This is a genomic window from Paenibacillus sp. 32352 (genome assembly GCF_002042965.1).
Taxonomy (GTDB): domain Bacteria; phylum Bacillota; class Bacilli; order Paenibacillales; family NBRC-103111; genus Paenibacillus_S; species Paenibacillus_S vulneris.
In genome coordinates this window covers 726,877-749,107 of record NZ_MZNT01000001.1, presented here as the reverse complement: position 1 = coordinate 749,107, position 22,231 = coordinate 726,877, and the positions used below count along the sequence as shown (strand labels likewise).

The 22,231-nt window shown below is 51.3% G+C and carries 16 protein-coding genes; 2 read left to right on the top strand and 14 right to left on the bottom strand.

Annotation, left to right across the window (positions count from 1 at the left end; translation table 11 throughout):
- Positions 1–349: 349 nt before the first annotated feature.
- Positions 350–1,258, top strand: coding sequence for an AraC family transcriptional regulator (locus B1728_RS03405; protein WP_079908744.1), 909 nt, complete (start codon positions 350–352; stop codon positions 1,256–1,258).
- Here B1728_RS03405 and B1728_RS03400 read toward each other — a convergent pair.
- From B1728_RS03400 to B1728_RS03350, 11 genes are all read right to left on the bottom strand, one after another.
- A complete protein-coding gene (locus B1728_RS03400) occupies positions 1,236–2,327 on the bottom strand; it encodes a Gfo/Idh/MocA family protein (protein ID WP_079908743.1) in 1,092 nt (363 codons plus the stop codon). The genes B1728_RS03405 and B1728_RS03400 overlap by 23 nt on opposite strands.
- A gap of 20 nt (positions 2,328–2,347) precedes the next feature.
- Positions 2,348–3,499, bottom strand: a complete 1,152-nt coding sequence (locus tag B1728_RS03395) for a Gfo/Idh/MocA family protein (protein WP_079908742.1) — start codon at positions 3,497–3,499, stop codon at positions 2,348–2,350.
- 115 nt (positions 3,500–3,614) lie between these two features.
- Entirely contained in the window at positions 3,615–4,436 is an 822-nt protein-coding gene (locus B1728_RS03390; RefSeq protein WP_079908741.1) for a carbohydrate ABC transporter permease, read from the bottom strand.
- Position 4,437: 1 nt separating this feature from the next.
- Positions 4,438–5,346: a carbohydrate ABC transporter permease gene (locus tag B1728_RS03385; protein WP_079908740.1), complete on the bottom strand. Its 909-nt coding sequence runs from the start codon at positions 5,344–5,346 to the stop codon at positions 4,438–4,440.
- Positions 5,346–6,650, bottom strand: a complete 1,305-nt coding sequence (locus B1728_RS03380) for an ABC transporter substrate-binding protein (protein WP_079908739.1) — start codon at positions 6,648–6,650, stop codon at positions 5,346–5,348. Before B1728_RS03380 ends, B1728_RS03385 begins: the two co-directional genes overlap by 1 nt.
- 371 nt (positions 6,651–7,021) lie before the next feature.
- The gene (locus B1728_RS03375) at positions 7,022–8,443 is read right to left on the bottom strand and encodes an erythromycin esterase family protein (protein ID WP_079908738.1); all 1,422 of its coding nucleotides are present in this window, start codon (positions 8,441–8,443) and stop codon (positions 7,022–7,024) included.
- Positions 8,444–8,468: 25 nt separating this feature from the next.
- Positions 8,469–8,666 carry a helix-turn-helix transcriptional regulator gene (locus tag B1728_RS03370; protein ID WP_079908737.1) on the bottom strand — a complete coding sequence of 66 codons (198 nt, stop codon included), beginning with the start codon at positions 8,664–8,666 and terminating at the stop codon, positions 8,469–8,471.
- Positions 8,667–8,689: 23 nt separating this feature from the next.
- A complete protein-coding gene (locus tag B1728_RS03365; RefSeq protein WP_079908736.1) occupies positions 8,690–9,196 on the bottom strand; it encodes a DUF6773 family protein in 507 nt (168 codons plus the stop codon).
- A gap of 311 nt (positions 9,197–9,507) precedes the next feature.
- On the bottom strand, positions 9,508–11,139 hold the full coding sequence (locus tag B1728_RS03360; protein WP_079908735.1) for a DHA2 family efflux MFS transporter permease subunit: 1,632 nt from the start codon (positions 11,137–11,139) through the stop codon (positions 9,508–9,510).
- Positions 11,140–11,237: 98 nt separating this feature from the next.
- Positions 11,238–11,417, bottom strand: coding sequence for a hypothetical protein (locus B1728_RS03355; protein WP_079908734.1), 180 nt, complete (start codon positions 11,415–11,417; stop codon positions 11,238–11,240).
- Positions 11,418–11,476: 59 nt separating this feature from the next.
- Positions 11,477–12,238: an SDR family oxidoreductase gene (locus B1728_RS03350; RefSeq protein WP_079908733.1), complete on the bottom strand. Its 762-nt coding sequence runs from the start codon at positions 12,236–12,238 to the stop codon at positions 11,477–11,479.
- A gap of 305 nt (positions 12,239–12,543) precedes the next feature.
- Between B1728_RS03350 and B1728_RS03345 the strand changes: the two genes are divergently transcribed.
- Positions 12,544–13,128 (top strand): TetR/AcrR family transcriptional regulator, encoded by a 585-nt coding sequence (locus B1728_RS03345; protein ID WP_079908732.1) that lies wholly within the window; start codon positions 12,544–12,546, stop codon positions 13,126–13,128.
- 325 nt (positions 13,129–13,453) lie between these two features.
- On the opposite strand, the gene B1728_RS03340 is transcribed toward B1728_RS03345, so the two are convergent.
- The 3 genes from B1728_RS03340 to B1728_RS03330 all read right to left on the bottom strand — a co-directional run bounded on the left by B1728_RS03340 (position 13,454) and on the right by B1728_RS03330 (position 22,225).
- Positions 13,454–14,260 (bottom strand): response regulator transcription factor, encoded by an 807-nt coding sequence (locus B1728_RS03340; protein ID WP_179135861.1) that lies wholly within the window; start codon positions 14,258–14,260, stop codon positions 13,454–13,456.
- Entirely contained in the window at positions 14,253–16,115 is a 1,863-nt protein-coding gene (locus B1728_RS03335) for a cache domain-containing sensor histidine kinase (protein WP_179135860.1), read from the bottom strand. Before B1728_RS03335 ends, B1728_RS03340 begins: the two co-directional genes overlap by 8 nt.
- A 191-nt stretch (positions 16,116–16,306) precedes the next feature.
- Positions 16,307–22,225 carry an OmpL47-type beta-barrel domain-containing protein gene (locus B1728_RS03330; protein WP_079908729.1) on the bottom strand — a complete coding sequence of 1,973 codons (5,919 nt, stop codon included), beginning with the start codon at positions 22,223–22,225 and terminating at the stop codon, positions 16,307–16,309.
- Positions 22,226–22,231: the final 6 nt, after the last annotated feature.

Sequence of the window (22,231 nt, the reverse complement as noted above, 5' to 3'; positions counted from 1 at the left end):
CCGCATGAAGGCACATGAGTCCTGTAAAAAGAAGCATTTGGGTCAGTAACGGAGCGGATGTTACTTCTAAAATGATCGCTGTGAGATAGACCAGGCTAAGCCAAATAAGAATGGGGCCCCTTGAAACGGATAATTGCTCATGGCTTGGGCTAGATTCCATTTTACCACCTCTTTTTAAATCCTATTATAGTATTATCTTCCCCCTAATACTTGTACTTTAGTGCATGCCCGTAGGTACAGTCCTTCGGAAATACAAACAAAAGCCGAATCCCGGACAGGTTTCGGCTTTCGCTGCTCCTTGCCTACTCCCCTTTATTTTTGTAAGCTAAAAGGGATAGGAGTGAAGGATATGTCTTATATTGAATCTCTCGACTTGAATGAGCTTAAGCTTTATTTTGCCTACAAAAGACAAAGCACGGAAATCGAGCCGTTTCGAGGCACGTTCCATGCCCATCAAGGCATTGAAATATTGATCGTCCATGAAGGGAAAGGAACGCTGATCGTCGATCAAAAAAGCTACGAAGTCACCTCGGGCACGCTTTGTCTCTTTCAGCCTTATCAACTGCATCATATCCAAATGGAAGTTACCCGGCAGACACCTTTCATTCGCTCCATCATTCAGTTTGAGCCTTCGCTCTATGAAGCTTATTTCGAGAAATGGCCCAGTCTGGCGGCTTTTTTCAGACATATTCATACAAGCAAGCTGCCATATCCGTGCCTGTATCAGCTTGAACCGTCGATGCAGTTTCACTCGCTGCTGCAAAGCATGGAGCACAGACTGCCCGCTTTAAACAAAAAAGATGCGCTCGAAGAATACTCCTTGTTTCTCATCTCGTTCTTCCGCGAATTCAAGCCGCTTTGGGAGCAAAAAAGCAAGGGCCAGATCAGCAAGAGCGTAACGCGAAAACCCCACCAAGCCGAGCGAATTCTCGCCTGGCTGGAGGGGCATTATACCGAACCGCTTCGTCTGGAGAAGATGGCGGGAGAGCTGCATCTGTCTCCGCACCATCTATCCCACTTGTTCAAGGAGTGCACAGGCTCCAGCATTTCCGACTACGTGATCGCGAGGCGGATGCAGCAGGCCGTGAAGCTGCTTATCTCCACCGATCAATCCGTAGCGTACATCGGGGAATCCGTCGGGATGCCCAACTGCTCCTTTTTTTGCAAAACATTTAAAAAACAACTGGGAGTCACACCGCACCAATACCGGAAGCAGTGGCAAAACCAATCCGTCTTTACGACAACTCCCGACTTTTAACAATATCGATCGCATCGCGTTGGGCAATCAGGCACAGCTCCGCTGCTTTGAAGGCATGCTCCTGCGTCATCGCCGTCTCCGTGCGGTTGAGGCAATCCAGAATCAGCTGTCCGAAGTAAGGGAAGCCGACTTTTCCGTTTACGGCAAAATGATGCTCACCCTCTTGATTTACCAAATAGACGTGGTCGCTTGTCAGATCGCGGGCGATATCCACATATTTGCGAAGCTCGATGTATCCATCCGTACCGAGGATCGTCAAGCGCCCGTCCCCCCAGGTGCTTAACCCGTCGGGCGTCAACCAATCGACGCGGAAATAACCGGTCGCCCCGTTATCTCCGATCAACGTCGCATCGCCAAAATCTTCAAAGTTGGGGTACTGAGGGTAATGATAATTAGCGACCTTGCTGTGGACAACCTTGGCATCCTTCGCCCCGGTGAAATAAAGGAACTGCTCGATTTGATGGCTGCCGATATCGCACAGAATACCGCCGAACTTCTCCTTCTCAAAGAACCAGTCCGGTCTGCTGCTGGCGTTGATCCGGTGCGGCCCTAAGCCAATCACCTGAAGGACGCGGCCGATAGCCCCTTGCTGGATAAGCTGCCCGGCATAAACCGCGCTTTCCACATGCAAACGCTCGCTGTAATAGACCGCATATTTACGTCCGGTCTCGGCCGTCTTCTTCCTGGCCGCCTCCAGCTGCTCCAGTGTCGTGAAAGGCGCTTTGTCCGTGAAATAATCTTTGCCATGATCCATGACGCGAAGCCCGAGAGGCCCGCGGTCCGAAGGAATGGCGGCTGCAGCGACCAGCTTGACCTCATCATCTTGCAAAATCTCCTCCAGCGAGCGGGCCGCCCGCACTTCCGGATAAGCGTTCACGAATGCCTCCACTTTCGCCGGATCCGGGTCATACACCCATTTTAACTGGCCGCCCGCCTCCCTCAATCCGTTGCACATGCCGTATATATGACCATGGTCCAGTGCCGCCGCAGCGAAGATGAACTCTCCGGGCCCGCAGACCGCATTAAAATTGCCTTTCGGCGCGTAATTCATTCCGTCACTCTTTTGCATGTTCTATAGATCCCCTTTTTTTATTGATAAGTGCTTCCCGTTGTAATCGACTGTGACGCGAAATTTTCAATCGACGTTTTTTTCTCATAAAATCGCGTGGCATTAGCTTGAACCCCGCTTCTTGTGTAGAACGGATCTTGTTCGGTAAGCGGAAGCTTGACCTTCTCGCCGGTGCTGGCCGACTTGTAGATCGCGGTGATGAGCTCCAGGGTCTGGCGGCCGCTAATACCGTCAATCAGCACGGGAGCGCCCGTCTCTATAGCGGTTAATACATTATCGATTTGTCCCGTATGCGCTTCATAGGCCACCTCGGGCAGCCCGTCATACAAAGCTTGAAGCTGAGCTTCCAGCGCTGTATTCGGCTCGGGGAACCCGTTCGCTCGCGAGTTGGACGCGTTCACCTTCCATGGTGCCGAAACCCTCGCTTTTTCCCCCTGGAAGATAAGCTGCTGCTCTTCGCCATGATGGACAACCGAGCTGGTCAGCTGTCCCAGAGCGCCGTCCGCATACCGGAGCATGCCGATCGAAAGATCCTCGACCTCCGCATTGTCATGCGCAACATTGCTCATCATAGCCTGCAGCTCCACCGGACTTCCCATCATCCAGAGCAGTGCGTCGATATGATGCACGGCATGGTTTAAGGTCGGCCCTCCCCCTTCCTTCTCCCAGGTTCCGCGCCACCACAGATCGTAGTAGCAGTGTCCCCGCCACCAGAACGAATCGACCTGCACATGGAGGACTTTTCCGATGAGGCCGCTCTCCAGAACCGCCTTCATTTTCATCATGGGCGTTTTGAACCGGTTCTGCGCCACTACGGATAGCATTTTGCCTGTCCTTCGGGCCGCTTCATTCATCCTGTCGCATTCTTCAAGAGAAGAGGCCATCGGCTTCTCCACCAGAACATGAGCACCGGCTTCCATAAATTGGACAGCCAATTCCGCATGCGTATAGGGCGGCGTGCAGATGGAGACGAGATCGATATCCTCCTGCAAAAGCTCCTTGTAATCCTTGACCGCCCGGGCCTCAAGCCCGAACTGGTCGATGCGCTCCTGCGCCTTTTCAACATAAATATCGCTGACTGCAACAATGCGGCATCGCTCCGGAAATTGCAAATATCCTTCCATATGCGCCGCTGAAATCGCGCCCGCTCCGATAATAGCTACCTTCAACACGTTCTTATGCCTCCCATCGTTTGGTTGCTCCCAGCATATCAAGAATACAGAGCCCCATGTAACGCTGCTTTGTTTAAAAATAATACTACTTTGCGGTTTCCTACAGACCCTGCCGTTATTTCATGCCGGAGGTCACCATTCCGCTCACAAATTGCCGTTGGAAAATAATGAATACAACAAGCGCCGGGATCATCGTAATAACAGACATCGCGAGCAGACTGCCCCAGTCCACATTGAATTCCCCCATAAAGTTGGACAGGGCCAATTGAATGGTATACAAGGACGGATCGCTGATGCCGATCAACGGCCATAGAAAATCGTCCCACCGCCACATAAAAGAGAAAATCGCAAGAACCGATAATATAGGCTTGCACAGCGGCAAAATGATCCGCGAATAAATCCGCCATTCGGTTGCCCCGTCCATCCGCGCTGCTTCGAGCAGCTCGTCCGGAACGCTAAGCAAGTACTGTCTGATCAGAAATACCCCGGTCGGGGTGGCCGCAGGAGGAATGATAAGAGCCAGCAGGGTGTTGAACAGACCCAGAAAGCTGAGCACCTTAAAGATCGGGATCATAATCACCTCAAGCGGAATCATCAATGTAGACACGAATCCGACAAGCAGCAGGGAATCCCCTTTAAATTTGTATTTTGCCAGCGCGAACCCCGCCATCGAGTTGATCAGCAGCAGCAGCACCGTCGAGCTAATCGTTACTATGGCACTGTTCATAAAGTACCGGCCGAAATTACCCTTCTCGAAAGCATCGGTAAAGTGCTCGAAAGTAAACGGCTCGGGCCAAAACCGCGGAGGAAAGCTGTACAAATCGTTGTTCGTCTTGAAGGACGAGAGGACGATCCAAAGCACGGGAAACAGCCATGCGGCAGCCAGTACAAACAGAAGAAGGTACAAGGATATTTTGGCAGATGTTTTCAGTTCCACGTTAGTCGGCGCCTCCCTTGGACAGTCTGAACTGCAATGCGGTAAACAGCGAAATCAGTATAAACAGCAGCACCGACATGGCGCTGGCCATCCCCAGCTCCTGCTTGGCAAAGCCGGTTTCATAAATATATTGCACGACATACGTCGTTTCTTTGCCAGGTCCGCCGCCTGTCAGAGCAAACAATAGAGGATAGGCCTTTACCGCCTCGATCAGGGAAAGCATAATGACAAGAACGGTCGTCGGCTTGAGCAGAGGCAGTGTAATGCTCCGGAATACCCGAAGCTTGGAAGCCCCATCCAGTCTTGCCGCTTCGTAAAAATCGGTCGGAATGGCTTGCAAACCGGCCATAAAAATGACCATATAAAATCCAAGACGCGACCAGGCGGTGGCGATAATAACGGAACCGTTCGCAAAAAAGGAATCGGACAGAAAATGTACGGGCTCGATACCAAAAAGCGTCAGGAAGTAATTCAAAACGCCGAAATCACCGAAAATCCATTTCCAAGTCAAACCGACAATGATATAAGAAATCATCGTAGGCCAATAAAAGACGGAGCGAAACAGGCCTTTCCACTTGAGCGGCTGAATCAGCATCATCGCTACGGCGAGCGACAAGCAGTAAATCAAGGGCACTACGATAAGCGCATAGAGGGCCGTTTTTCCCAGCGCCGTCCAAAACTCGCCGTTGGTAAACAGCTCTTTGTAATTATCCAGACCGACGAATTCCATCGGATTCAATCCGTCATACTCATGAAATGAATAGACAAACCCGGTAATCATAGGAATGACGATAAACGTGGTGAAAATGAGCAAGTTAGGCAGCACAAACAGATACGGAATCCAACCCATGGATGGATTGGGCCGCTTCCTTTTTTGTATCGCCTTGGCGGCCGAGGCTTGTGCAGACATCAGGGTTGCCCCCTCTTTTCATCTTTAATCGCTTTATCGATCAAGCCGGCAATCTTATCAAGACCTGCCTGCGCCGTCGTTTTTCCTGCAACGATTTCCGATATCGTCGTTTTCAAATCGTTGCTGAATTTCGGCACGACCGTTTGTCTGGACCAATCCTCCGCCGCAGCCGGTACCGTGTTGTTCAGTTCGTTCGAGAACACTTCCATCATGTCTTTGCCGAAAGCGTAGTCCAGCTTGGCGCTGTCTTTGCGCGGACTCAGGAATAGCGCTTCTTGTGTAAATTTGGAGTTCACTTCTTTGCTCGAAATGTAGTTGATGAAATCCGTCGCTTCTTTTTCCACGCCGGAATTTTTGAACGCCATGGCGAATTTGCCGCCGGGCACCGAGGAGCGCACTTTGCCCTTCGGCATATACGTAACGCCCCACTCAAAGTTCGTAATATCTTTATAGTTGCTGATCATCCAGTTTCCTGCGAAATGAGCGGCAACCGTTCCGGTGCGGAACAAATTATTCGGGTTTTCCCCGCCTAGCCAAACAGATGTCGGGGCGATGCCGTCCGTATGGAGCTTCTTAAAATATTCCGCCGCCTGCACGCCTGCTTCGTTGTTGATCGTCGCTTTCGCACCGTCTTGACTCATCATGCTGCCTCCGAATTGATACAGCAAGGTCGACCAGCGCTGCGGCGTATAGTCCCATACGAGACCGTATTTGGCTCCGCCCTTGTCCATAACCTGCTTCAAGGCAGCGGAGAACTCGTCCCATGTCCAGACATTGTCAGGAGATGTCGGCACTTTGACCCCCGCTTTGTCAAACAGAGTTTTGTTGTAGATCAATCCGTTGGCCGTCACGTCCATGGGAGCAGCCACCGCTTTGCCATTGACGACATAGAACGGTTTCAATGAATCGAGGAACTGACCGGTAAAGGAATCCAAACCGCCGCTGTTCTGGCTCAAATCTACCGCTTGATTGGCGAATGCCCCAAGATCTGTCGTGACGCGGGCAAGCGCAGGGGGTTGTCCGCCAGCGATCATCGTTTTCAGCTTCGTATTCAAGTCCTTGAAAGGAACCTCGATCATATTAATTTTGATATTCGTGTTTTTAGCCTCATAATCTTTAATGATGCCTTTCATGATCTCGCCTTCATTGCCGTCCGAGAACCAAACGAAATCCAGCTTTGCGTTCTTTTTGGCACCGGCCGCCTTCCCGGCATCCCCCGGCTCTTTCTTGGAGCAAGCAGCTACCATTAATGTCATCAAAACCAGAACCATAGTGATAGATACCGCTTTCATAATCTTGTTCATACATACTCCCCTTTTCCTTTAAATCCTCGTTAGCATATGATGCTCCTAGTTTGCAAATCGGGCTTCTTGCCTAGCGCGCTCCCCGTTTCACAACTTCGCCTCCTGCTTCCTAGCATATCAAGAATGCGCTTACTTAAGTAACGCTACTTTGTGAAAAAATAACACTACTTTGTGGTTGAGTGACTTTTTGCATTGAAAAAACATTGAGATTCGCGTTTAGAGAAAAGTTAATTTGAGCACTGTCAATTTTGCAGTGCATGCCCGTAGGTACAGTCCTTCGAAATACGTACAAAAGCCGGGGCCCGGATAGGCCTCGGCATAATTGGTGTTCTTTTTTAGTTGTGCTGCAGCTTGAATATGCAGCCGGTTATTCACTTCGACAAATACTGAGGCGGATTCACATTATTGATGAGCAGAATTCCGTCGTATTGATCGCGGGCGATGATGCTTTCCGGAATCATTCCCCAGCTGTAGGCAAAACGGGGCTCGAACATCCATGAGCTGCCAGCTCCATTGTTCCGATAGCGCATATCAACAAAGGTATAAGGAGAACCGGCAGACGATAAAATGGATTCGATCGAGCCGGGATCAAGTGGGGCAACGTCATGCAATTTTCTTAAGTTATCGGCGGTTTTCCCGCTGGCTGGATAAAGACCAAGCACGTAACTATACTTTTTCATTTCATCGGAGAGCATTTCCCCCATCAATGAAACCGGGTACGGCGTGCCCATCACTTCAGAGTGCGCTTTACGGATATGATCGTTGTGAGCCCAGACGATAAACTTCTCGTTAGGATATACCTGGGTAGCGAGCCACATGAGATTATCAAGCATGGCCCTGTCCCGCCATGTCATCGATTCGTAAAAAGGGGCGGGATCACCGGCTTCCAGGCCGATGTTGGACCTGATCGAGATCTCCACATACTCCTCCGCTACCCGAATCCGGTCGTTCAGGCTTCTTTCGAGCAGAACTGCGAGTTTTGGATTATTGGGATAGTTTATTTTTAAATAATCTTGATTCGCATCCGACTGCAATGATACTAACGCTTCCTTATATACCTCGATCAACGGTTTCTTCTCTTGGCGGTAAGCCTCCAGCTCTTTGCCGAGCGAGTAATTGGACAGTTTTTGCTCCGCTTCGGCAAGCCGCTTGGCTACCGCCTCATCTTTAAGCCATGTACCGTCAAATAACGGGTACTGCAGCTGCATGTCGAAGCCTGTTAATATGAGAGGCTGCCGGCTGTTTTGTGACGCATGAATATAATCGAATAAGGGCAAGGTTTCCTTGGATGCCCACACACCGACAATGGACTGCTTCAACGTCTGTTCCGCACTCTGTTGTCCGGACTTGCCGTAAGCCAAAGCGGCGTTTCCTAGGGAGCTCTCAAAGGCCAGTACGTTATAGCCCATTTCTTGATGAAGAAATTGAATGAGCCGGGTCTTCGCGAGGTTGAACTCAGCAACACCATGGGAGCTTTCGCCCAGAAAAACAATACGTTTGTCATACAGCAGAGGCTTCAGCATGTTCAGATCCCGGAACGAGTCCGTCCCACCATCACCATTAGAGGGCTGGATCGTATCCAGACGGTATACGTTCTCTTTGGCCCATGATTTCCAATCAGCGATTTTTTCATCGGATGTACGGGCGCCCTTCCCTTCGGCAGCCTGGTTCTGAGAATTTTCGGCGGCATAAGCCGTCCGAGAACCTCCTTCTAAAGTAACGGCGGCTCCCAGAATGGAGACCGTCAGCAGAAATGCCGCAGAAACTTTACTTATACTAGAAATTGATTTCATGGTAGACTATTCTCCTTTACGTGTTCTATTCCTCTTCCCAGAACAGATCGTCGAGCGTGCAAGACAGCGCCTTGCAAATGGCCACACACAAACTGAGAGACGGATTATATTTGCCCAATTCGATTAATCCTATGGTTTGTCTGGAAACACCGACGATCCGGGCAAGCTCTTCCTGAGAAAGATCCTTTTCCACCCGAGCCATCTTGAGTTTGATATTTTTCATTGCGCGTCCGCCTCATCTCTTCTCTACGATTCCAGATCGTTGTGCGACATATTCCGGCTTACTTTGTTGGCAAAATAATGAAGACCCGAGACGGCCGCCACAAAAAACGGGATATAGATGATTAGCGAGACGAAGAAGACGATAAAGAAATATTTGATTGTGGTTGCACCGCCGCCATCCCCATAAAGTACTGCGCTTCGAATACCGAGCAGCATGGCGATAGAAAAGCCGATAACGAGACCCGTAAATGCGATTCGTTTGCTGAACGACATTTTTCTTTTCCTGTCGTGCACCTCTACTTCGTCGGAATACAATCCCAGCGTTACGCTGCGGATAAAGCAATAAAGGCTCCCTCCCGCAAGAATGAGCAGCTCCAGCATAACGGATTCCATATCGGAGGACATAAAGGTTTTCACAATGACGGAAATACTGCAGATCGTCATGATCAGCGCATAAGCTTCTTTAAAAATTTTGTTTTTCATGTTAACAATACGTTCATCCTCCACAGCGCTCTTCCTGGTCCAAATCATGACTCCCACTCCTCTGTATAAGATTTCTCGTGTGTATTGTAACAAATATATATGTCATAATGCAACATATATATTACATTTTGACATATATACTTATCTTCACTACAAAAACAAGGTGGAAGAACCTTCACGAAATTTTATAAACCTATCATGTTTGCCCGGTGACTTATTGCATTGAGATAGCCGATGTATACTCTGTCATTTTGCTCCTCCGCGTTCGAAAAGATAAAAATAAAAACCCACGATTGATGTGGGTCTGAAATAGTATTCTTCCTTGTCATCCGACACGTTGTCGAAATACTGGCACAAACTTATGCTTTAACAGGCTCTGCCGCATGGATTTCTGAGCTTTCGGAAGAAACCGAAGCCGAAGCGGGCTGCTCCTTTGCTTTCTTTTTTTCTCTCAGCAAAAAGACAAGAGGAATACAAATGAATGCTGGTATAGCTGAAACGTAGAAAGTATCTGCGATACCGCGAACCAGCGCTTCCTTTTGCATTATGCCTGCCAGATAACTTATCGCCGTGCTGTTGCTGGTCGCTGAATCGACGCCTCCCTGCATAAGCACCCCGGATAAAGTCAAGATGAAGGAAGCGGCAGCCTCCGAATAGCTCGGCACATCTTCTGTAATGCGGTAGTAATGAAAATATTGCCGTGAATTCATGATGGTGGTCAAGATTGCGATCCCCATGGAGCTCATTACTTGACGGGTTACGTTAGAAAGCGGCGACGCATCATTGATCAGTTCTTTTGGGACGCTGCTCATCCCGACCGTTGAAATCGGCATCATACATAGCCCGATACCAAAGCCACGAATCGTTAATACAACATTAATCCACAGATGAGATGTATCCGCTGTAAGCTTACAAAGATCATACGTTGTTACACCAAGGATGAGCAGCCCGATGACGCCTAACGGGAGAACACCAATCTTCTCCTGGAGCTTCCCGCTTATCGGCATCATAAGTGCCATAGCTACCGACTGTGGAAGCAGTAAAATACCGGAATCCAGTGCTGTCATGGATTGCACGTTCTGCAGATAAATCGGCATCATGAACGTACCACCCATCATGGCCATAGTGATAAGTCCTGCGGTCAACGTACTTGCGCTAAATTGCGGATTCTTGAACACCTTCAAATTGAGAAGGGGCGCCTCAGCGGTCAATTCTGCCCATAAAAGCAGTGCAAAGCTTACTGCGGAAATGAAGAACAAAGTGACGATATACTGGGAGGTCCATCCTTCCGTTTGCCCTTTACTCAAGGCAAGCAGCAGTGATCCGAAAAAAATGACCGACATTGCGGCCCCAAGCGTATCGAATTTCAGATTGGTCTGCTTCACGCCGTCCTTTAGAAAAAAGTAGCTGGCTATTGCAGCGACAACGCCAACCGGCACATTTAAAAAGAACAGCGTTCTCCAGCTGTAGTACTGAATCAAAAAGCCGCCTAGCGTAGGACCGAGGGCCGGCGCAACCATTGCTGCAACACCCCAGATCCCCATCGCCAGACCGATTTGCTGTCGCGGTACGATCGTATAGATAACAGCCATACCGACCGGCATGATGAAACCGCCCGTCAACCCTTGAAAAATCCGGAATGCAATCAAGCTTGTATCATTCCACGCAAGGCCGCACAATAAAGATCCCATCGTAAAACCGATAACGGAAAGAAGGAGCACCTGCTTGCTGCCGAATCGGGCGGACAAAAAGCCGCTCGCCGGAATAACAACCGCCGACGCCAGCATGAAACCGGTGACAACCCATTGAATTGTTGTCGTCGGTACTCCGAATACAGTTGACAGCTTGGGAAGCGCAACGTTCACCAAGCTGCTGCTTAGTACCGAAACGAAGGTAGCCAGAATAATAGCAATAAGAGGCAGCCAAAAGTTAGACTCCTCCGTATGATCGAGCGGAGGGGCCGCTGCTGCAGCTTGAGACGGGTCTGACATGTTTAATGCCTCCTATTTACTCTTGACTTGGTACCAGAACGAGCACCCGCCCCCAGCTGCAACAATCATCGATACGGCGAGAATCATATATTTCCTGTTCATGGTTCTTCCTCAACCTTCTTCTCCAAATAACTGGTCAGCAGATCCAATGACCGGATAATGCTATCCAGTTCCTCCGGTGCCAAATCCTCCAGAAGACTCTCTACCTCAATCCCCATCGGAGTATTGAAAATAATAGTCAGTTTATTTATAGATTCGCCGATGTGCATTTTGCTCATTTGTTATTGACCCTTCGTTTTATTTCGTACACGAAATATAGATCCAAAAGATCGGCTTCTTAGAAGCCTGCTGTCCACCCGGCGTCTGCGGTGATGACCGTGCCATTCACAAAGCTTGATTCATCGGATGCAAGGAAGAGAGCCACTTGTGCGATTTCTTCGGCTTGGCCGATGCGCGGAATAACTCCTTGGGTTACTTTTGTTCGGGAAGCACCGAACTCATTCACGTTATGGATCGATGATGTGATGTTCGTCATCGTCGCACCCGGTGCTATCGCATTGCAGCGTATGCCTTTTTGCGCGTACATAAAGCCTGTGTTTTTGGTGATACCGACAACGGCATGCTTAGAAGCTGTATAGGCTGCTCCCGCATGGGCGCCGCTGAAACCGCCCGTAGAGGCTGTGTTTATAATAACGCCCTTCCCCTTTTCCAGGAAGATGGGAATCGATTTACGGATTGCACGCATAACGCTTTTCGTATTTACATCAAAAATAAGATCCCATTTATCGTCGTCCACGTCGCATACGGGTGCCATGTTATCCATAATGCCGGCGTTGTTAACCAAAATATCAAGCGTTCCGTACTCATTAACAGCCGTATCGATCATACTATTAATGTCATTCAAGTCGGCAACATTCGTTTTCACAGCAATGGCTTCGCCGCCGTTGGATTTAATGCTCTCTACAACTGCTGCAGCACCTTCCATATTCAAATCGGAGACGACCACCTTTGCTCCTTCTTTTGCATACAGTTCAGCAATGGCTTTGCCCATGCCTGAGGCTGCCCCGGTAACGACCGCTACTTTACCTTCCAAACGCATAATAAATCCCTCCAAATAGTTTACTGAGATATGAAGATTTTCCAGCCTCAATGAGGATCATTCAAGAATCTCACCATCTTCTTATTTTAGTCATCAAGCTGATCGTGACTTAGTTTACATCTTGTTGTATAGTTAACAATATATAAATTAGATTATAAATAAGACAGCCGTATTTACAAGCGACACATAATGATGAAGTGTAAATTAGAATACAGAACACATTATTTCTGTAGCTAATCCTGAAAAAATACTACGTCCGGCAAATCATTTGTAGTTTTTATATAAAAAGGAAAGGATAGAATCCGATGGACAAAACGCCGCCTCGTATGGATCCCCGTGTACTTCGTACACGTCAACTTCTTAGAAATGCTTTAATTGAATTGCTTCAGGAAATGGAGATTGAGAAAATATCGGTCAATCGCCTCTCTGAGAGGGCAACCATTAACCGAGTTACCTTTTATCTGCATTATAGGGATATTCCAGATATGCTGGAGAAGATGGCGGATGACATGATTATAGAAATTACAGGGGTTTTGCAAAAAACACCGACTAGCTCTAATTCCTCGGAAGAAGAGCTGCCGGCGCTGATTAGTTTACTCGAGCATATTGCCGAGCATGCCTCATTTTATAAAGTCGTTCTTGCATCCAAACGTATTCCGATCTTTACGGATCGTCTGTTAAAGCTATTGTCAGAATTGATTAGCGCAAGAATAGAAGAGATCATGGAGGGCGGTTCCCGTTCGACAGACGGCATTCAAAAAGATATTGCTATCTGGTACGGTTCTTCCGCCTTAATCGGGACAATCGTTTCTTGGCTTCGAAATGACATGCCTTATACGCCGCTTTTTCTTGCCAAACAGTTTACTTTGTTGCGGACAACCATGCGATAATCGATCTCTATTTACCCAATCGGCCTACATTGGAAATCCTGGAAGGAACAGCTTAAGCTTGGTGCCCATGGGATTATTTCATCATCACTTATAAAGCGGGGAACGGACGGTATAAGGTTGTAAGGCAGTACAGCCGATACTACATTGACCATTTACCCTTACACCATCGATCGAGAACATTAGGCAGGTCCTCTCTCATATGAATTGTAGTCAGGCAGCATCAAGTTGTAATCCTATGTTCCTTCCCTTATATCCGATGGATACATAGGCATGAGAGGTACGGTAGACTCGCATAATGGAACCTCCGGGGGCAATGGCCCCCCCCCTATAAGTACCGGTTACGATAATCCGTTGGAGTTAGTCCGAACTGCTTCTTGAAGCTCTCCCGGAAATGATCCTGATCCGAATACCCGATCCGCTCGCAGATCTCGTATATTTTGACGGATGGGTCTTTCAGCAGCCGGGCCGCTTCCTCCATTCGCAGACGAATCATCGAATGATGGATGGTCGTTCCGGTCACTTCTTTAAACAGCTGATTCAAATATTTGTCGCTCAGCCCGACTGCCGCCGCCACGTCCGAGAGCATCAGCTCTTGACGCAGATCTGCTTCCTTCATGTAGCGGAGCGCACGCTCCGCCAGCTTTTTCTTCTTCACGCTTCCTGCCCATTCCGCGGGAGGCAGCGCTTCCGATAAATGCGGCAGATGATCCTTGGCGGCTTGTTCCGCGAACGCCAGTGTCCGCCGCTCTTCCCTCCCCTTATGCAGCGACTCGACCGCGCTTGATACGACCCGTTCCAGCTCATCCATGTCGATCGGCTTCAGAATATAGTCGAGCACCTGCAGCTTGATAGCCTGCCGTGCATGATCAAATTCATTCAGTCCGGATAAGATGATGCATGCGAGCTCCGGCTTAAGAGCTTTTGCCGACTCGATCAATTCCAGGCCGTTCATGCCGGGCATCCCGATATCGGTTAGGAGCAAATCCGCTTCTTCTCGCACAAGCCGGTCGAGTGCCTCTTCCCCATCCTCTGCAGCGCCCAGCAGTTCGATGCCCAAGGCATGCCAAGGAACGGAGCGTACCAGCGTTTCCCTGACCGTTCTTACATCTTCGGCAATCAATAGTTTATACATCTGTTCCCCTCCGTTGTCCAGCCGCTTCCCGTACAGCCTGGCTATAAGGCAGCACGACTTCCACGCAGGTACCTTCCACTGCATCCACATAACGCAGACCGAATGCTTCTCCGCAGTGAAGCTGGATTCTCCGGTGGACATTCATTGTACCATAGCCGTTGGCAACGATCAGTTTGCCGCCTGTATCGATCTCCGGCTGCTGCCCCAGCATCCGGTTCATTCGCTCCGCGTCGCAGCCGCGGCCGTTGTCCTTCACCCGCAGCACCAGCTCCGTTCCTTCCTTGCGGGCTGAGATGACGATCCGGCAGTCGGACCGTCGGCCGGCAAAGCCGTGTATAATCGCGTTCTCCGCCAGCGGCTGCAGTGTCAGATGCACAACTTTCGCGGATAAACAGGAGTCTGGCACATGAATCTCCACGTGAAGGTCGTTCATCAGCATCTTCTGGATGTGGAGATAGGCTTCAACCTGCTTCAGCTCATCCTCCAGAGTAATCCAGGTTTGTCCTTGATTTAGCCCGTAGCGGAATACATTGGCCAAGGAACGAACGATCCGGCTTGTTTCCCGGTCACCTGCCATAATGGCTCGGCAGTTGATAAGATCGAGCGTATTGTACAAAAAATGCGGATTGATCTGAGCATGCAGCAGCTCCAGACGCAGCTCCCGGCGCTCCAGCTCTTCCTTAAAGGATTGCTCGATCAAATCATGAATCGTCTTCAGCATGGAAGCAAATTTCTCATTCAGCTCATCCACTTCATAGATGCCGGTATTCCGGTACACGAACGGCTCCTTTCGCTCGACGACCCCTGGGCGCTGAATGGCGCCAACCAATCTGGAGATCGGAACGGTCACCCGTACGACAATGCTTCGCAGCCAGATGCCAGCAACCAGCAGCGCGATAAGGGCGGTCGCGACCGCGATAGCTGATATGGCGAACGTATAGCGGCTGAAGTGGCTTTCCGGTACAACCGCCAGCAGCTTCCACCCGTTTCCTAACGCTTCGGACATCACACGGTGGTTCTCCCCGTCGATCTTCGTCACAACTGAGGCATTGCTACCGGATAGCGAGTCAACGAAAGGAAGCGCTCCCGCATCTTCCAGAAAAGCGTACCGCTCGCTGTATATAACCTGGTTTTTTTCATCAAGCAGAAGATGATAGCCTTTCTCGAGCGGAGCATTGTCAAATACCCCCTGAATGCTGCGCGTATCCGCGCCAACGATAACTGTGCCGATCGTCCTGCCGTCCTTGATGCTCGTCTTCTTTCTCGCGGAATAAATCATCGGGGCGTGCAGTGTGTCCGTGTTCTGCGCCCACCAGACGGTCTGTCGTTCCCCATGCTGCAGCTGCTGGAACCATTCCTCGTTTTTCAAGTCCGCCTCCTTGAAAATTCCCGTGGAAGGATCGAAATGGTCCGAGGCCATAGTGTACAGTCCGCTGCCGGGAGCCAGGGTGACTGCCACAACGTAGGATTGCTGTGCAACCGAGAGGGGGCCGAAATTGTTAAGCAGCGACAATAGGGACAAATTCTGCAAATTCATCTGCAGCGTGTAAAAGTCGTCGACGGCATCATACGGCTGCGGGTGCGTCTTCTCCAGCAAATTTTCTATCGACTGATTGCTCATAATAAACGCCGCCATGTTATTCATCGTATCGAACTGGTATTCGATGTTTCTATCGACGAATTTCATCGACTGCTCCGCCAGCTTGAGGTTATGTTCATTTTGCACCCGGATGAGGATGTAGCTGGCCGCTGCTGCAAAAAGAGCGATGAAGGTGACGATCAACACGAAGATTGGTATCCCGAGCCTGGCTAACAAGCCGGAATACCCGGTCCGCTTGGATATAAGCAAAATCATCGTCCCCCCTCTCTCTATTGCTCTCATCCAGCGGGAGCTTCATCAGCCGAGACAGACCCGATCCGATGAAGCTCTCCCTATGCCTCCGAAAATCATGCCCGGCTTACCAAAGCCTTTCGGACCGGCACCCGCTTGCCGGGGCCAGGCTGTGGTACCGTACCCTATCCCCGCTTATCTTAAAAAAAGTATCTTTATTTCATGCTTCGCCGCAAATACTCGATATCCTCCAACAAGCGTGAAGCGAATGCTGCGTCTATGTGTTTGCCAGCTTGGGCCTCCATTTCATGAATCAGCGGCGTGAAATCGAACTTCTGATTGCCTCGGGCGGCGTCTTTCAGAGCGGCCTCCACTTTGGCTAGCAAGCTGTCACGGATGCCCCGGCCATCGATCCAGCCTTTGTTGTACCCATACCTAATCAAGTCGCCCAGCTCCTCTACGGTCAACATAACTGTCAACACCTGCTGCACCGTCGTCTTGTTGCCTGCCGCATCTGTGCCTTCCAGCATCAGTTGATGCTCCCCAACGCTCAGTGACATCGGTTCGATCGTATAAGGGCTTTGGATCGGCTTGCCGTCCAGCCGGTACGAGACTTCCTTTACGCCGCTTAGCGTATCCTCCGCGACAAAGGTCAGGGTTCCGTAAGCCGCACGGGACACCGTAAGCGGCCCGATCACTTGAAACGACGGCGGAGCGGAGTCGATACGGATCACCGCCGTTTTGGGAACTTCCCGGTTGCCAGCCCGGTCCGTGCTTGTGTATACGAGTACATGCATTCCGTCACCGTTCACTTGAACCGATGTCCCTTCCGACAGAGGCCTGTCGTCAAGCCGATACTCCGTCCGGGCGGTACCGCTTAAGGCATCGTAAACGGACAAGGTTACGGTCTGCCCTGCTCGCTGCCACCCTGGAGCAGCGTCGTCGGCCGTTACCGGTGGCGTGCCGTCCACGATCACGGCAGCTGAGGCCTTGTAGCTGCCGTCAGTGGTCGTCGCCGTCACAGCGGTCCTGCCTTCGCTAACGCCGGTGACGACGCCGCCGTAAGTGACCTCGGCAACTGATGCGTTGCTGGTCGACCAGGACAACGACTTATCCGTTGCGTCCTTCGGCGTAACGACGGCTATTAACGCAGCCCCCTGTCCCGGCTGGAGCAGCAGCTCCTCTGGCTGCACCGCAACACCTGAAACGCCGGTTGCCGGAAGCTGTGGCTGATAATCAATGAACGTAAACGCATCATACAGGGCCGTATTCTTCGAATCCGCCGTGCCGGGGGTCCATTGGATGAAGTTGTCCCTTCCGTTCTGCAGATCCGCGTCGTTCACTGCGACATTCAAGCCGATTTTCCCTCCGAGTCCAGGTTTCAAATCCTTCACATAAGCGGATGGAATTTTGAATTCATAAATCGTCCGTTTGGCCGTTTCATCCCGAACCGCCTTGAAAGGAACACGGCCGCTTACTTCGCCGTTCGGATTGGGCGGGGCTGAATAGAAAATATGAACGGGCAGACTACCGTCGTTCGTCAAAGCGAATCCCCATTCGGTATCGTCCGCCCCGTACGGAGCCTCCCGATTGCTCAGAGGATCCAGGCTGATCTGAACGGAATCGTTCTTCCACATATTCGCCGCATTCTCCGATTGCTTATGGATATTATCGCGGACCGACACGGCGAAATACATCCCGTCCTCGGCCCATTTGGCATAAGCCGTCGCTTCCAGATTACCGGGATCGTGAAAGCCGTCCGCATTCTGATCGTTCCTGCGGAGATGGAACGGATAAGCATCGTTCCAATCGCTCAGATCACCGTCGATCGTTATGGCCTGTGCCTTCTGCACCAGGTTGAAGTCGACGGGCATCGCAGGATCGCGGAAGATCACTTTACCGCTTGCCGTATCCTCGACTTGCAGGTCGATGCCGTATTCGTTGAATGCAGCAGGTTTATGATACGTCCAGCGGAAATCCAGCTGAAGCCGGTCGCCCTTCTTCAAGCTGCTGAACGTATCGGAGGTGATAGGCTCAAGCGCAACGCCATCCGGGCCCTTAACCGTTACTCGGCCCGATTTCTCAAACGACGACGTTCCCGTCAGCTGCACGGAGACGACATCCAATTGTTCGATCGTTTTTTTGACGGGCAGCAGTTTCAGGCCGATGCCGTCTTCTATGGTCAGTTGAACCTTCTTTGTATCCAGAACCGCTCCGTCGAAGACGATATCTAATGCGATTTCATAACGTCCCTTGACCGTACGGTCCGGGACCTTCACTTGGTAAAGCCGATCAAGCGATGCGTGCGGCGAAATCATCACGGTGGCTTCCGCCGGATCCGTTTGTGCGGCTTCCCAACCCTCCGGCAGCTTCATCCGCACAGTCACTGGCTGCGGAGTATCTGTATCGTTGACAAGGGATAGCTGGAATCCGCTTGGATGGCCGGCTTCCCCGGTAATTTCCGTCGGTACGACACTAGCCTTGACGCCGACGAATTTAACCGGCTCGGAACGAACTATCGCCAATGCCGCACCGGCGAATTCCCGTGCCAGCAGATTGTAGGCGTAGCTATCCGCATAGCTGCCTCTGGCCGAAGCAGCTTCCGCCAAGCGGCCGTACCGGTTCATGCGGAGCACGGCAGACGCCGAGACGGGCATTACGCTGTAATCGCCCTTCTTCGTGTTGAAGGCGGCGGTGGCCGTCTGCACGGCTGCCGCATAATCGAGGGTATTCGCGCCCACGCCTTGAAGTGTGTAGGATAAGGTAACAGAGGCGCTCTCCGCCGCGTTATACAGTGCCTCCAGAGCCACGTAGCCGGGAGCTCGCTCTAGGGAGCCTGCCTCGATCTGACCCGCTATCCGGGTCATCAGCCGGTAGATGTCCTTGATTCCCTGTTCCAGTCCGGACGAGCTCCTTCCGCTCCCCAAGGCTGTCTCCCATTCCATAGTTATGCGACTAAGCTCCGCCTTATCCCCGTCCACAAGGACGGCGTTAGCTGGCGTGCGCATCCGGTCCAGCTTGGCGGCCGCCTCCTGCGCCTTATTTTTCAGCAGCTGTGCGGCAGCGCCAAGCACGAAATCCTCAGGCACACCCGTGAGGTAAACGGGTGATCCACTGACAGTGATCTGTACACCCCCACCTGCACCCGTTACCGGAAGCTCCGCGCCGTTAACATTCTTCAGCTTCACCCCTGCCGCAGCAAAAGGCAGTGTGATGGCGCTTTCAGGTGCGCGAACCGCCGGATCGTCCTTGTGGTCGACCTTTCTCCAAGCGACCGTCACCGGTAATCCTTCGTTCAGGAAAACCTGCACGGCGACATCCGCATCTCCGGTATCGTACGTTCCGACATACCGCGCCTTGTCCAGAGAGGTCATCAATTGATTGACCGCAGTATAAGCGAGCTTCGGTCTTCCGTCATTGTCCGTGATACCCCAGAAAATATCATAGTACCGGTCATCCGTACCGTCGTTTTTATAGTTATAATATTCGTAGACCTTCACTTGATCGGTAATCATATAGTTGAGAAAAGCCCGGACGATATAGTCCCGCTGGGTTTCCTCCGAAACTGACGGGTAGCCTGCTTTGGCCGTCGGCCATCCGCCCTCGGTCAAATAATAATCTTTCCAGCCTCCATAAGCGTTTACAAGCTGTTTGACTCCATCCATCATATTTTGGAGATTCCCGTCCGGCATCGAATTGTATACGTACGGATGATAAGAATAAGCGTCGGCATAGTCGAAGGAGCCCAGCTCCAGCTCGCTTGGAAGCACGCTCAATACGCTGGATGTGTGGTCACCGGCCAGCAGCATGGCGTCCGGATCCGCCTTTTTCATCGCCAGATAGGCGGTTTTCTGCAGCTGTACGAATTCCTCCGGGATATAAGGCTTGGAGAAAATCTCAGGCTCGTTCGGCATTTCCCACTGCCGGATTTTGCCCTTGTAGCGGCTGACGGCATTCGCAACGAAGTCACCCATTGCTTTAAGAGCAGCTGGCGTGTTGGCCGTTCCCTGTTGATAATAAGCGTTCCGGTCAATACCGAGCACCGGAATCTGATTAAACCCGTAGGAGAATAGCTTATTTAGCAAAGAATCGGTCCCGCTGTAATTGTAAACCGTCCGGCCGGAGCTGTCCTTCATATTTCTGTCGACATCCTCCCAAGAAATCCCGGAACGGTGGCTGCGGGCACCCATCTTCCGCGCGCCGTCTATGATATCGTCTCTCCAGTTCAATGCGTAATGCGTATTCAAGCCGAATTTACTCTCGTTGTCCAGATCGGCTTGCGGGATAGGCGCCGCTTTGGTAATGATCGCAAGGCGCATCCGCTTTGATTGTTCGGGCTGCTTCACGCCGTCCACCGTAAAGTCGGCCGATACCTCGTAGGTCCCGATCTCCTTGAGGTCCGGGGTGAAGGGAATCGTGTCCCGCTGATTTGCATATCTGGCCAAGCTGTACGTTTTTGAGCCTGATGCGGCAAGCGCTCCGTCACCGTCCGCCCGTCGTACGGTATAATCGATCCGCAGCTCATGAGGCTCTGCTCCGGCTTCCAAAGCGAGACTAAGGCCCGGTGACTCCTCCTTCGAATAAATTCCAGCATAATTGCCGGCAGGTTGGAGATCGATCACATAGGGCACAGGCAGCGGATCGATGGAAAAATCGTCAATCATCAGGTTAATTCCGCCAACAACATTCCATTGAAAATAGCCTTTCTTCAAAGCGAGTGGATCAGAATCGTCACCGCTTGCCGTCTCCACACCATCTATGAGCAGCTTATGGGTAATGCCGCTGACGCGCAGCTCATAGTCATGCCAGTCGCCGAGCAGCGATTTGACATAGTTGGCGATATAGTAATTGCCCCCAAGCGTCGTCTTCCGCATGAGAAAATATTTGGAATTATGCGTTGCCCATTCCAGCGCATTGTTGTTCGCGTCGTCTGCGGCGCGGTATCGCAGCCGCCATGTGTTCTGCACCGCTGTACTGGTCCGCTCATACTTGGCCTTAAACTTGACGACGAAGTTATCGGCATTCTGATACATGGGAAGATTCAGCTTGGCGCTCCCCGACCCATTCAGATTCAGCACCTTGTTCCCATCCGGCAGCTGAATCACCTTCGTCCCGGCCCCCGTCACGGACCAACCGACAGGGGCTGTATTTGCCGGCTCCGCTTCAAAATCGTTCCGGTAAGGCGTTATTTCCCTGATCGCGACCTCGATTGCTCCCGTTGCCGGATAGCGCGCGGTTTGGCCGGAGCTGTCTTGGGCGGTAATATAATAGCGAATACGGTCGGACCGGTTCGTTCCCGGAATCGTGCCCGAATACGATCTGCCGCCTCCCGATGCCTGAACCGTCTGTTCGGTTCCGTCGCTTCCGTAAGCATAGCGGATCTGAGCCGTCACTGCCGAGGCGGCATTCGCTACGGTAAAGGCAACCGGTACATCGGCATTGTACGGAACCTCGGTTAGAGGCGTATGAACGATCCCGAACGCTGATTGTGAGGAAAGCGGCCAGACCGCGATACGATCTACGCTCAAATGAACGGCCGGACCGATACTTTTCAGTGAGAAGCCTACCCCGCCAGCCGCAAGGGACGAGTCGTTGAAGGCAGCAGCTTTAGCGCCGTCGACGAGCAATGAGAAACCGCTTCCATTTATCTCAATCCGATAGGAATGCGTATCCGCAAGCTGAAATCCATGAACTGCTGCGCTAATATCTGCGGAAGCCCCCACCTGCACGGCGGAGGGCGACTCTGGGTATTTCCATAGTTCGACGAAACTGGAGTTTTTGAATTCCATGAAATAGTAGCTGGTACCGGAGCTGTAGCGGAACAGCGCCCGAAACCGGTCTCCTTTGGCCGTAAACTCCATGACGTAATCCTTGGAGCTGTACGGTAGCGAAGACGTCTTCACAATAGCCCGCTGAGGGGAGGTCGCTGTCGTCGAGCCTGTTAGCACCGCCTCTGCTCCGCTGCCCGCGGTTTGCCATGCCGTGCTGCCGAACATATCCCAATTACCAAGCCCTCCGGCAAAGCTGTCCTCGAACAACGGTGCCGAATCCGCCGCCTCTACGGAAACCGGAAGCGGCTGTATCAGCAACGTCACAATTAACAGCATGCTTATCTTGCCGAACCACCTTTTCATTACGGA